At 65.9% G+C, this 12,389-nt stretch carries 10 protein-coding genes; 2 read left to right on the top strand and 8 right to left on the bottom strand.

From position 1 onward, the window contains the following. Nucleotides 1–36: 36 nt before the first annotated feature. From GVL12_RS02355 to GVL12_RS02335, 5 genes are read right to left on the bottom strand one after another with little or no spacing between them, the layout of a single operon-like run. Nucleotides 37–561, bottom strand: coding sequence for a nucleoside deaminase (locus tag GVL12_RS02355; RefSeq protein WP_200843439.1), 525 nt, complete (start codon nucleotides 559–561; stop codon nucleotides 37–39). A gap of 38 nt (nucleotides 562–599) precedes the next feature. Continuing rightward, a complete protein-coding gene (locus tag GVL12_RS02350) occupies nucleotides 600–1,370 on the bottom strand; it encodes an ABC transporter permease (protein ID WP_159911049.1) in 771 nt (256 codons plus the stop codon). A gap of 22 nt (nucleotides 1,371–1,392) precedes the next feature. Beyond that, nucleotides 1,393–2,223 carry an ABC transporter ATP-binding protein gene (locus GVL12_RS02345; protein ID WP_200843438.1) on the bottom strand — a complete coding sequence of 277 codons (831 nt, stop codon included), beginning with the start codon at nucleotides 2,221–2,223 and terminating at the stop codon, nucleotides 1,393–1,395. A gap of 38 nt (nucleotides 2,224–2,261) precedes the next feature. Next, nucleotides 2,262–3,296: an ABC transporter substrate-binding protein gene (locus tag GVL12_RS02340; RefSeq protein WP_159911047.1), complete on the bottom strand. Its 1,035-nt coding sequence runs from the start codon at nucleotides 3,294–3,296 to the stop codon at nucleotides 2,262–2,264. Nucleotides 3,297–3,337: 41 nt separating this feature from the next. After that, complete coding sequence (locus GVL12_RS02335) at nucleotides 3,338–4,363, bottom strand: ABC transporter substrate-binding protein (RefSeq protein WP_159911046.1); 1,026 nt, start codon at nucleotides 4,361–4,363, stop codon at nucleotides 3,338–3,340. Nucleotides 4,364–4,625: 262 nt separating this feature from the next. Here GVL12_RS02335 and GVL12_RS02330 point away from each other — a divergent pair, with 262 nt between their 5' ends. Continuing rightward, nucleotides 4,626–5,267, top strand: a complete 642-nt coding sequence (locus GVL12_RS02330) for a flavin reductase family protein (RefSeq protein ID WP_159911045.1) — start codon at nucleotides 4,626–4,628, stop codon at nucleotides 5,265–5,267. 216 nt (nucleotides 5,268–5,483) lie between these two features. Here GVL12_RS02330 and GVL12_RS02325 read toward each other — a convergent pair whose 3' ends face one another. Further along, nucleotides 5,484–7,781 (bottom strand): NADP-dependent malic enzyme, encoded by a 2,298-nt coding sequence (locus GVL12_RS02325; RefSeq protein ID WP_159911044.1) that lies wholly within the window; start codon nucleotides 7,779–7,781, stop codon nucleotides 5,484–5,486. A 425-nt stretch (nucleotides 7,782–8,206) separates the two neighbouring features. On the opposite strand from GVL12_RS02325, the gene GVL12_RS02320 reads away from it, so the two are divergent. Beyond that, on the top strand, nucleotides 8,207–9,268 hold the full coding sequence (locus tag GVL12_RS02320) for a hypothetical protein (RefSeq protein WP_159911043.1): 1,062 nt from the start codon (nucleotides 8,207–8,209) through the stop codon (nucleotides 9,266–9,268). Between the two features lie 51 nt (nucleotides 9,269–9,319). On the opposite strand, the gene GVL12_RS02315 is transcribed toward GVL12_RS02320, so the two are convergent. Together GVL12_RS02315 and uraD are read right to left on the bottom strand one after the other, a co-directional pair. After that, nucleotides 9,320–10,612 (bottom strand): M20/M25/M40 family metallo-hydrolase, encoded by a 1,293-nt coding sequence (locus GVL12_RS02315; protein ID WP_159911042.1) that lies wholly within the window; start codon nucleotides 10,610–10,612, stop codon nucleotides 9,320–9,322. Next, nucleotides 10,609–12,384 (bottom strand): 2-oxo-4-hydroxy-4-carboxy-5-ureidoimidazoline decarboxylase, encoded by a 1,776-nt coding sequence (uraD, locus tag GVL12_RS02310; RefSeq protein ID WP_159911041.1) that lies wholly within the window; start codon nucleotides 12,382–12,384, stop codon nucleotides 10,609–10,611. Before uraD ends, GVL12_RS02315 begins: the two co-directional genes overlap by 4 nt. Nucleotides 12,385–12,389: the final 5 nt, after the last annotated feature.

The raw sequence follows: 12,389 nt of genomic DNA, 5'->3' as shown, positions 1-12,389 counted from the left end.
CGCGCCGTCTGCACTGTTGTGGTGCCAGGCACCCGTTCAATTGCCCCAATAACCGGCGTGGGGTTCCAGTGCTTCCTCGGTCAGCAGCGGCCCTATGCAGGCAATCGGCTGGGGCGCGAGCGCCAGCAGTTCGGCCGCGGCCATGCTGCTGCGAAAGCTGTCGATGCGCTGGCCGCAGAGCTGGCGCAGATGGTCGTTGGCCAGGCCGTAGACCACGCGGCGTATGCCGCTGCACAGGATCGCGCCGGCGCACATCATGCAGGGTTCGGCCGATGCATAGAGCGTCGCCTGGGCCAGGCTTTCGAGCTGGGCCGGGGTGCGCAGCTGGCGCAGCGCATTGATTTCGGCGTGGCCCGTGCAGTCACCGCTTTCGCTGATGTTGCAGAAGGCTTCGGCCAGCAGTTGCCCTTCGGCCGAGACGATGACCGCGCCAAACGGCCGGTTGCCGCGCGCGCGCGCGGTTGCCGCCCATTGGAACGCCAGCCGCAGCGAGGCCTTGTCCCTGGCCTGCTGTGCGCTGTGCAGCGAAAGTTGCGGCTCGTGGGGTGCAGGCAGGGTCAAGGCATGTCTCCGGGGTGGGCGAGCGGCGTGGCGTGCGTTCAGTGGTTGTTCGAGCCGCGGTGGGCCCAGCCGGTGGTGCGCTTTTCGACCCAGCTGAACAGCTCGTACATCGCCATGGCCATCGCGCCGACCACCAGCAGGCCGGCGAATGCCAGGCCCATCTGCATCGACGAGCCGGCCGAGATCAGCAGATAGCCTATGCCTTCATTGGCGGCCGTCATTTCCGAGACCGTCGTGCCGACAAAGGCCAGCGTGATCGCCACCTTGAGCGAGCCATAGAAGTAGGGCATGGAGCGCGGCAGGCCGACCTTGGTCAGCACGTCCCAGCGTTTGGCGCCAAGCACGCGCAGCACGTCCTCGAGCTCGGGCTCGAGCGTGGCCAGCCCGGTGGCGATGTTGACCATGATGGGAAAGAAGCTGATCAGGAACGCCGTCAGGATCGCCGGGCCCGCGCCTATGCCGAACCAGACCACGAGAATCGGCACGAACGCGGCCTTGGGCAGCGCGTTGAAGGCCGTCATCAGCGGGTACAGCGCGGCATAGGCCAGGCGCGAGCTGCCGATCAGAAAGCCCAGCAGCACGCCGACGACGATGGCCAGGCCGAACCCGGCCATGGTCACCCAGTAGGTGCGCCAGGCATGGGCGGCGATCACGCCGCTGAATTCAACGAACTGGGTGAAGATCAGCCAGGGGCTGGGGAAGATGAATTCGGAAACCTGGAAGGCCGAGCAGATGACCTGCCACAGGATGATGATGGCCAGCATCAGCAGCCAGGGGGACCAGCGTTCGACGCGCGGGGAGATTTTCATAAATCGGCTTTCTTGCGGCGTCTCAGACGCTGGCTGTTGTGCTGGGAGCGCTGTGGCGCATGGCGCCGATATGTCCGCGCAGCTCGTGCACGATGTCGCTGAACTCCTTGGTATAGGTCACTTCGAGCTCGCGCGGGCGCGGCAGTTCGATCTCGCGCTTGACGACAAAGCGCCCCGGGCTCTTGCTCATCACATAGACCGTGTCGGCGAGGAATACCGATTCGCGCAGGTCGTGCGTGACCAGGATCACGTTGAATTTCTGTTCGGTCCAGAGGTCGCGCAGAATGCACCAGAGTTCCTCGCGCGTGAACGCGTCGAGCGCGCCGAACGGCTCGTCGAGCAGCAGCAGCTTGGGTTCGTGGATCAGCGCGCGGCAGATGCTCGCGCGCTGCTGCATGCCGCCCGACAGCTGCCAGGGGAACTTGTCCTCGTAGCCGGCCAGGCCCACTTTCTGCAGCAGGCGGCGCGCGCGATCTTCATATTCGGCACGCCGCGCCTTGAACTGGCTGCGGTGGGGCTCGACGATTTCCAGCGGCAGCAGCACGTTCTCGACCGTGGTGCGCCAGGGCAGCAGCGACGGCGCCTGGAAGGCCATGCCCGAGATCTTCAGCGGCCCGGTGACGGGCTGGCCATCGATCAGGATGCGGCCGATGGACGGCATGCGCAGGCCCGTGGCGAGCTTCATGAAAGTCGACTTGCCGCAGCCCGAAGGCCCGACGATGGCAATGAATTCGCCTTGCTGCAGTTGTAGGTCGATGGCTTCGACGGCGAAGTGGTTCTGCGCGCGCAGTTCTTCGTTGTAGGCGAGCCAGACGTTGCGGAAGTCGACGAAGGGAGGAGCGGAGTCCGTCATGCGGTTCATTTCTTTGGAGGGATGTCGGCCGGCGGGCGTCATTTCCTGGGCAGCACGTCCAGGGCGGTGGCTGCGGGCAGGAAGCTGCCGTTCCAGACGGCGTTGGCCGGCACGGGGTTCCTGGTGCCATAGGCCTTGGCGACCTGTTCGGCCATCAGTTGCAGCCGCGGCAGGCGCAGCTGGCCAAAGCCTTCCTCGCGCGCGCCGGGGCTGTCGATGGCGGTGTCTATGGTCAGTTGCAGGCGCTTGATTTCGACGTCGGTGTTGACCAGACCGTCCTTGGCCTTGAGCGAAGCAATCGCGGCCGCGGGCTGGGCGATGACTTCCTTGGCGCCCTTGGCAAAGGCCTGCAGGAAGGCCTTGAGCGCTTCGGGCTTCTCGGCGATCAGCTTGGGGCTGGCGATGATCACGTTGCCGTAGAGCTGCACGCCGTGGCTGGCATAGGGCAGCACGACGATGTCCTCGCGCTTGACGCCGCGCGCCTCGAGGTTGAGCAGGCTGGTGAAGGTGTAGCCCGTGACGGCATCGACGTCTCCGCGCACCAGCATGGTTTCGCGCAGCGGCGGGTCCATCGTGGTCCACTGCACTTCGCCGACATTGTTGGCCTGCGCGAACAGCGGGAAGGTGCGCCGGCCCGCGTCGAAGATGGGCGCGCCCAGCTTCTTGCCGGTCAGGTCGGCAGCCGTCTTGATGCCGCTTTTCTTCAGCGCCATCACCGAGGCCGGCGTGGTGTTGTAGATCACCATCACGGCCACGGGCTTGATGGGCGCGTCGGGGTTGTTGGCGTGGAATTCCATCAGTGCCGACAGGTCGGCAAAGCCCAGGTCATGCGTGCCCGACGCCACGCGCTGGATCGCGCCCGCGCCGCTGGCCGCTTCCACCGTCACGTCCAGGCCGCTTTCCTTGTAGTAGCCCTTGGCGCCGGGATGCACGAAGAAGGCCGCCGGCCCTTCGAAGCGCCAGTCGAGCTGGAACTTGAGGGGCGTGATCGCGGGCGCCGCGGCAATGCTCCAGGCGGAGGCGGTCAACGATGCGATGGCAACGGCGGTCTGGAGGAAGGAGCGTTTGTTCACGGGAGGTTCCTGGTGGGGTGGGGCGGCGTGGCGCACAGGTCTTATTTGCGCGGCAGGATGTCGAGCGCGGCGGCGGTGGGCAGGAAGCTGCCGTTCCAGACCGTGGCCGTGGGCACGCGCTGCTTGGTGGCGTAGACGTCCGAGACCTGGGAGGCCATCAGCGCCATGCGCGCGGCGTTGATCTGGCCGAAGCCTTCGGCGCGTGCGTCGGGGCTGTTGACGACGGTGTCGATGGCCAGTTGCAGGCGGCGTGTTTCCAGCGGCACATTGACGATGCCGTCACGCGCCTTGACGGCAGCGATCGCATCGGCGGGCTTGGCGATGACTTCCTTCGCGCCCTTGGTGAAGCCGCGCAGGAACTTGCGCACCGCTTCGGGGTTCTCCTGGATCAGCTTGCTGCTGGCGATGATCACGTTGCCGTACATCTTCACGCCGTAGTCGGCGTACTGCAGCACCACCACGTCCTGGGCCTTGACGCCGCGCGCCTCGAGGTTGAGCAGCGAGGTGAAGGTGAAGCCGGTGATCGCGTCGATGTCCCCGCGCACCAGCATGGTTTCGCGCAGCGGCGGGTCCATCGTCGTCCAGGCCACGTTGCCGACCTTGTTGGCGGCGGCGAAGATCGGGAAGGCCTTGCGCCCGGCGTCGAACACCGGCGCGCCCAGCTTCTTGCCCGACAGGTCGGCCGCCGTCTGGATGCCGCTTTTCTTCAGCGCCATCACCGACGACGGCGTGTTGTTGTAGACCACCATCACGGCCACGGGCTTGTTGGGCGCATCGGGGTTGTTCGCATGGAACTCCATCACCGCGGCCAGGTCGGCAAAGCCCATGTCATAGGTGCCCGAGGCCACGCGCTGCACCGCACCGCCCGAGCCGCTGCCCGCATCGACCTGCACGTCCAGGCCTTCGGCCTTGAAGTGTCCCTTGGCCACCGGCTGCAGGAAGAACGCCGCCGGGCCCTCGAAGCGCCAGTCGAGCTGGAACTTGATCGGCGTGTCGGCCGCATGGACGGCAGCGCACGACAGGGCGAGGGCGGCCGCGCTGGCCTTCAGGAAGAAACGCTTTTGCATGGTGGTCCTTGAAAGGAATGGGCAGGTAATACCCATGACAGCGCAAAAACAATGCCAGCTTGCGCAGACCGGTGTGTGGCACTCCATGGGGCTGTCTGCACCGATGCAGTGCGACAAAAGTTGCATACAGTCATTGCCGTATTGGTGTGTACCGAATTGGTGCGCTGCCGTGTGCTGTCCACGGCATGCTTATTGCGAAAATCGGATCAGCCGCTGCGCTTGCATCCAGGCGCGTGCCCACGACATTCACGCAAGGCCCTTCATGACCGAGATCGATTTCACCCAGATAGACAGCTATGCCCGCTACAAGCTGATGGCCAGCCTGATCGTGCCGCGCCCGATCGCGCTGATCACCACGCTGGCCGAGGACGGCACCGTCAACGCCGCGCCCTTCAGCATGTTCAACATGGTCGGCGAGGACCCGCCCATCGTGATGGTGAGCATCAACAAGCTCAGCGACGGCCACCTCAAGGACACGGCCGCCCACATCCTGCGCACGCGCGAATTCGTGGTGCATATCGCCGACGAAGCGATTGCCGAAGCCATGCACCGCTGTGGTGACCGACTGCCGGTCACGCACAGCGAATTGGTGCATGTGGGGCTGAGCGCCGTGCCTTCGCACAGCGTGCAGCCGCCGCGCATTGCCCAAGCTCCCGTGGCCTTCGAGTGCCGGCTGCACGAAGTCATGGAAACCGAAAGCCGCTATGTGTTCATCGGCCGTGTGGTCTGGCTCGCGGTGCGCGACGGACTGGTCGACACCGAGAAGTGGCGCGTGTCGCTGCAGGACTATTTCCCCGTGGGGCGCTTTGGCGCGAGCTTCTATGTGACTTGTCGTGACCGCTTCGCGATCACGGCCGATCAGACGCAGGCGGCGCAGGCGAGTACGGCAATCGACGAGATCTAGGGCCGTTTCCCGTTCGCCCTGGGTCCTGGGCTTGTCGAAGGGCCCCCCCGTTCGCCCTGAGCTTGTCGAAGGGTGAGCGGCCTGCGCTCCAGGCATGGGTACAGGCCGTTCATGGTCGGATGGACGCGTCTAAGCTCACCATGCGTCATGGATGCAAAAAAAAGCACGCCCGAAAGCGTGCTGTTCACCGCAGGCCCTGCCAGGCAGGGCGCGTGATCAGGCGTGCAGCGTCTGCGCCTGGGCCGCGGCCAGTGCGGTCATGTTGACCACGCGGCGCACCGTGCTCGAAGGCGTGAGCACATGGGCGGCGGCGGCGCTGCCCAGCAGGACGGGGCCTATGGTCGTGCCGTGAGAGGCCGTGGTCTTGAGCACGTTGAACAGGATGTTCGCGGCGTCGAGATTGGGGCAGATCAGCACGTTGGCTTCGCCTTGCAGCGAGCCGTCAAGCAGCGCGCGCTCGCGCACATCCGGCGACAGGGCTGCATCGCCGTGCATTTCGCCGTCGCACTCGATGTGCGGCACATTCCTGGCGAATAGATCGCGCGCGGCGCGCATCTTCAGCGCCGAGGCGCGGGTCGACGAGCCGTAGTTCGAGTGCGACAGGAACGCGACCTTGGGCGGCAGGCCAAAGCGCTGCACTTCCTCGGCCGCCATCTGCGCGATGCTGGCCAGCAGGTCGGTGTCGGGGTTCTCGTTGATGTAGGTGTCGGCGATGAACAGCGTGCGGCTTTCGAGCATCAGCGCATTCACGGTCGCGAAACCGGGTGCGCCGTCCTTGAGGCCCAGCACCTTTTCGATGTGTTCGAGGTGGCTGTCGAAGCGACCCACGAGACCGCAGAGCATGGCGTCGGCATCACCCAGGTGCACCATCAGCGCGGCGATCAAGGTGTTGGAGCGGCGCACCGCGGCCTTGGCGTTCTCGGGCGTGACGCCGCTGCGGCCCATCAGCTTGTGATAGGTCTCCCAGTACTGGCGGAAACGCGGGTCGTCTTCGGGGTTGCAGACTTCGACGTCCTTGCCCGGCTGCAGGCGCAGGCCGGCCTTGGCGATGCGCGCGGCGATGACCGCGGGGCGGCCGATCAGGATGGGCTTTGCCAGGCCGTCGTCGACGGCGACCTGCACGGCGCGCAGCACGCGCTCGTCTTCGCCTTCGGCGTAGGCCACGCGCTGCAGGTTCTGCTTGGCCGCGGCGAACACCGGGCGCATGAACATGCTGGTCTGGTAGACGAAGCGTGTGAGGCTTTCACGGTAGGCCTCGTAGTCGGCGATAGGGCGCGTGGCGACGCCCGAAGCTTCGGCGGCGCGCGCCACGGCGGGCGCGATGCGCAGGATCAGGCGCACGTCGAACGGCGTGGGAATGATGTAGTCGGGGCCGAACGACAGTTCCTTGCCCTGGTAGGCCGCGGCGACTTCGTCGCTCATCTCGGCCTTGGCCAGGTTGGCGATTTCGCGCACGCAGGCGAGCTTCATTTCCTCGGTGATCTTGGTCGCGCCGCAGTCGAGCGCGCCGCGGAAGATGTAGGGGAAGCACAGCACGTTGTTCACCTGGTTCGGGTAGTCCGAACGGCCGGTGGCGATGATGCAGTCGGGGCGGATGGCCTTGGCCAGCTCGGGGCGGATTTCCGGCTCGGGGTTAGCCAGCGCCAGGATGATGGGCTTGTCGGCCATGGTCTTGACCATTTCGGCCGTGAGCACGCCCGGGGCCGAGCAGCCGAGGAACACGTCGGCGGCATTGACGGCGTCGGCCAGCGTGCGGCCTTCGGTCTTCTGCGCGTACTGGGCCTTGGACGCGTCGAGACCACCGGGGCGGCCTTCGTAGATCAGGCCCTTGGAGTCGCACATGAACACGTTCTCACGCTTGACGCCCAGGCCGACCATCACGCCCACGCAGGCAATGGCGGCAGCGCCCGCGCCCGACACGGCGATCTTGACCTTGTCGATGTCCTTGCCGACGAGCTCCAGACCGTTGAGCAGCGCGGCGCTGGAGATGATGGCCGTGCCGTGCTGGTCGTCATGGAACACCGGAATGTTCATGCGCTTGGACAGTTCTTGTTCGATATAGAAGCACTCGGGGGCCTTGATGTCCTCGAGGTTGATGCCGCCGAGCGTGGGCTCGAGCGCGGCAATGATGTCGATCAGCTTGTCCGGATCGCGTTCGGCGAGTTCGATGTCGAACACGTCGACGCCGGCGAACTTCTTGAACAGGCAGCCCTTGCCTTCCATGACCGGCTTGCTCGCCAGCGGGCCGATGTCGCCCAGGCCCAGCACGGCCGTGCCGTTGGTGATCACGCCGACCAGGTTGCCGCGCGCGGTGTACTCGGCGGCCAGCGACGGATCGGCCTCGATGTCCAGGCAGGGATAGGCGACGCCGGGCGAGTAGGCCAGCGACAGATCGCGCTGGTTGGACAGCGGCTTGGTCGGGGTGACCGAGATCTTGCCCTTGTTGGGGCTGCGGTGGTATTCGCGCGCAGCTTCGCGCAGGGCTTGCTCGGCGTTTGACAGGTTCTGGGTCATACGAAAATTCTCGACAAATGGCTCGGGGTGAGCTTACCTGATGGCGGTGCGCGGCACGGCCCAAAGAGCCATGCCACGGGGGCTGGAAAAGCAATTCTCCCAGGCCTTGCGGCCGGGGCACGGGTCCGGAGATAGCCAGAGGCGGCTGCGGGCCTGAGCGGCGCTCATTGGGCGCCGGCCTGGCGCGCAGCGCGCACAACGCCGGCAATGTCGCCGGGCGCTCCGTGGAAACAGGCATTGCCACAGTGGCAAGCGAGGCCAGCAGGATACCGGATTCGGTGGCGCGATGGCGGGACTGCGGCATCGCTGCGCAAATTAGCTGTCACAGGGCCGGCATGTAGTGCTGTGTCCCACAAAGATTGATAGATTTATACTATTGAATAGTGGTATTTGTTAGTCATAATTTTATTCATCCGAATGCTCCCATGCAGATGTCGGCCGGGACCAGCCACTGCGGTCCGGCGCTGCATTCCTTTTCACCCACAAAGCTTTTCCATCACATGCCCCGCAACACAAACCCCCATGCGAAGAACCCCTCGAACCCTTATGCGAGCTTGGTCAATAAACTGGACAAGCTGGAACTGATAGAAATCCTGCATGGCTTGTTGTCGCCTGCGGCGTTGATGGGTGGGGTGGACGGTGCTTTCCATCAGGCGTCCCAAACCCTGGCGGTGTCGCAGTACATTCTTTTCGAAGGGGAAGAGCGCGCCCATCCAGACGATCTGCAAGAACTCAACAGATTTCATTATCTGCACGATCACGAGAATTTCTATTTCGCAGGTGCCGAATACAGCGATGTGATCGCGCTGTTCGACTTCGAAGGCTTTGAGGACGCACTGGAAGTGTTATGCCTCATTGCACTGGAGAACATCGAGGAGGAGCAGGATCGGATGCCCGGCGATGGCCTGGACGACGCGCAGCGCCTGCTGCAGGCGAACACGCAGCACAACGCGCGCGTTGCCGTGGACGCCGACGGCCGCAGAGTGTTCCCGGCCCCGGAGCCGCTGGATGCACCTCCCGCCGCTGACCAGCACAGCGGCCCAGCGCCGCACGAGGACAGCAGCCTGCGCTTCAACCCGTTCACCACGGTGAGGCTGTATGTGCCCGGCGATGCGCTGGATTTTCCGGGGCACGCCGCGCAAGTAGCGTATGACTATCCAAAATGGCGCGCAGATTTGCCGGACGCCGATATCGATCGGAGCGCACAGGCGATTTTGCGTGGCGATGGCATTTTCGTGCGCTACGACGCTGCGGACTATGGCTGGTCGCTGTCCGGCGACGGGTTCTGGGACGCTGTCGAGCAAGGCTTGGCGGCTGGCGGGGCATACGAAGAACCGCTGCCGCTGCCGTCCATGCAGATGCCGTCTTTTCAGGACGTAGAGCCACTGATCACGTCGCCCGAGGTCGCTGCCTGCCTGGTGGCGCTGAAGGATATCCACGCTCAAGGGTACTCGGAACCGGGCGATACACACGGCCAGGGCCACTGAGATCGTGAACACGTTCTGAGGGCGCGCAGCGGCGCCTTCCCGCGCGGGCCTTCAGCCCAGCAGGTCGTGCAGGCTGCGCGCGATGACTTTCGTTGCACGGCGCAGGTCTTCAAGCTGCAGGCGCTCGTCGGCGCGCTTGGCGTGCGATTCGAGCACCGTGCGCGGCCCGGCGCCATAGATCACGCCGGGAATGCCGTGTTCGCCATAGAGGCGCACATCGGTATAGAGCGGCGTGCCCACGGCCGGCGGCTTCTGGCCGAACACGGCTTCGCCATGCTGCTGCAGCGCGTCGACCAGCGGCTGGTTGCCGGCCAGGGGCGTCATGGCGCGCGCCAGCAGCAGGCGCTTGATGGCGATGTGCACCGCGTCCTCGCCTTCGAGGCCATGCAGGCGATTGAAGTCGGCCGCGGCCTGGGCGATCAGCGCGCGGATGCCGGCTTCGACGGCGCTCGGATCTTCCTCGGGAATCATGCGCCGGTCGAGCTTGAGCACCACTTTTCCAGGCACCACGTTGGTATTGGTTCCCCCCTGAATGGTGCCGATGTTCAGGTAGGGGTGGGTGATGCCCGGTACTGCGGACGTGATCTGCCGGTACCTGGCGTTCTCGGCGTAGAGTGCGTTCATCAGCGCCGTTGCGGCCTGCAGCGCGTCCACGCCGGTTTGCGGCACGGCCGCGTGCGCCATCTTGCCGTGCACCGTGACTTCCATCTGCAGACAGCCGTTGTGGGCCGTGACCACTTCGTAGCTGAAGCCCGCGGCAATCATCAGGTCGGGCTTTGTGAGCTGATGGCGCAGCAGCCAGCCCGGGCCGAGTTCGCCGCCGAATTCCTCGTCATAGGTGAAGTGCAGCTCGATGGCGCCCTGGGTGGGCCGGGCCACGGCTTCGAGCGCACGGACGGCGAACGTGAAGCTCGCGAAATCGCTCTTGCTCACGGCCGCGGCGCGGCCGTAGAGCTTGCCGTCCTCGATCTCGGCGCCGTAGGGGTCGCGGCTCCAGCCTTCGCCCGGCGGCACGACATCGCCATGCGCGTTGAGCGCAATCGTGCGCCCCGAGCCCACGGGGCCGTAGGGGCGGCGCACGATCAGATTGGTGATCGATTCCATGCCGTAGGCCTGGACCTCGGGCGTGGGCACGGCGTGCTTTTCGGCCTGCATGCCGAAGTCCTGCAGCAGCGCGGCGGTGCGCTCTGCATGCGGCGCGTTGTTGCCCGGCGGGGTGTCGGTGGGCACCTGCACCAGCGCCTGCAGGAATTGCACTTCGGCGTCGAAATGCGCGTCGATCCAGGCGTCGAGTGCAGAGTAAGTGGCGCAGGCGGTGTCTGCGTGGTCGTGGGCTTGGCTCATTGCGCTTCGTCGCTCAATTGGTTCAGGACATGGGTGAAGGCCTCGACCGCGAGCTGCATGTCGTCGGCCGTCGTGCTTTCCAGCGGGTTGTGGCTGATGCCGGCGTTGAGGCCGCGCACGAACAGCATGGCCTGGGGCATGACTTCGTGCAGCTTCATCGCGTCGTGGCCCGCGCCGCTGGGCAGGCGAAATACCGGCAGGCCCAGCGCCGCTACGGCTTTCTCCCAGCGCTGCTGCCAGGCCGGATCGCTGGGCGCGGCGGCCGCGCGCATGGCGAGCTCGCTGCTGCAGCGCAGGCCGCGGCGCGCGGTGATCGCCTCCAGTTCGGCGAGGATGTCGGCCGCCAGCGCGTCGCGCTGCGCATCGGTGGGCGCGCGCATGTCGAGGCTGAACAGGCAGCGCCCGGGCACGACGTTGATCGAGCCGTTGGGCACCTGCCATTGGCCTATGGTGGCCACCGAGTCGCCGTCGCGCGCCGCGCGCTGCTCGACGAACAGCGCGAGTTCGGCGACGGCCGTGGCCGCGTCGCGCCGGCGGTCCATGGGCGTGGTGCCCGCATGGCTGGCCATGCCGGTCATTTCGCACAGATAGCGCACGCTGCCGTTGATCGAGGTCACGACGCCCAGCGGAATGTCGAGTTCGTTGAGTACCGGGCCCTGCTCGATATGCACTTCGACAAAGCCCAGATAGTCGGCCGGGTCGCGCTTGAGCGCAGGAATGCCGTCGGGCTCCAGGCCCGCGTGCTGCATGGCCGCGCGCATGGTGACGCCATCGGCATCCTGCTGCTCCAGCCATTCGGGGCGGAAGTCGCCGATCAACGCGCCCGAACCCAGGAAGGTGGCCTTGTAGCGCTGGCCTTCCTCTTCGGCGAAGGCCACGACCTCGATGCCGAAGGGCAGTCGCCGGCCCGCGCGGTGCAGCTCGCGCACGCAGGCCATGGGCACGAAGATGCCCAGGCGGCCGTCGTACTTGCCGCCGTTGCGCACGGTGTCGTAATGGCTGCCCGTGAGCAGATAGCGCCCGGCCGCGTCGCTCGGATGGTAGCGGGCTACGACATTGCCCACGGCGTCGATGGCGACTTCATCAAATCCGCAGTCGCGCATCCCGTCGCTGATGCGCTGCGCGCAGGCGCGGTGGGCGTCGGTGAGATACGTCACGGTGAGCTGGCCGTGTTCGGCAAAGCCCGGGTCGGAGTATTCGGCCAGCGCTTCCTGCCAGTCCCAGACATCGTTGCCCAGCGCGGGCACATGGCCGAACTTGTCGTTGAGGCGGATCTCGGCGATGCGGTGGATGTTGCGAATCGCCTCGGCGCATTCGAAGTCGGGGTGGTTGTGCAGGCGGCGCGCAAACGTCGCGATGATTTCCTGCTTGGCCAGGCCCAGCCCGCGCGGGCCGCGCACCGCGAGGATGAACGGAAAACCGAAGCGCGCGTTGTAGTCGGCGTTGAGCTGCTGGATGCGCGCGAACTCCCCGGGCGTGCATTGCGTGAGCCCGGCGCGGTTCTGTTCGTTGGTCGACTCGGCCGTGAGGCTGCGCGCCACCATGGCCTTGCCCGCGAGTTCGGGGTGGGCGCGGATCAGGTCGAGCCGGGCCTGCGCCGGCGCGGCCGCGAGCACCTGCACCATCGTGTGCTTGAGGTGATCGAGCGAACGGAACGGTCGTTGTGCCAGCGCCGCCGCGGCAATCCACGGGGAGTGTTCGTAGAGGCCGTCGAGCAGGGCGAGGGCCTGGGCCGGGTCGGCCTGATTCAGCTGTTCCAGCGTCAAGGGCATGGCGT

Origin of the sequence: Pantoea sp. 18069 (genome assembly GCF_902706035.1) — a bacterium.
GTDB lineage: Bacteria > Pseudomonadota > Gammaproteobacteria > Burkholderiales > Burkholderiaceae_C > Comamonas.
The sequence above is the reverse complement of the archived record's forward strand: the minus strand, read 5'-3'. Positions and strand labels throughout refer to the sequence as shown.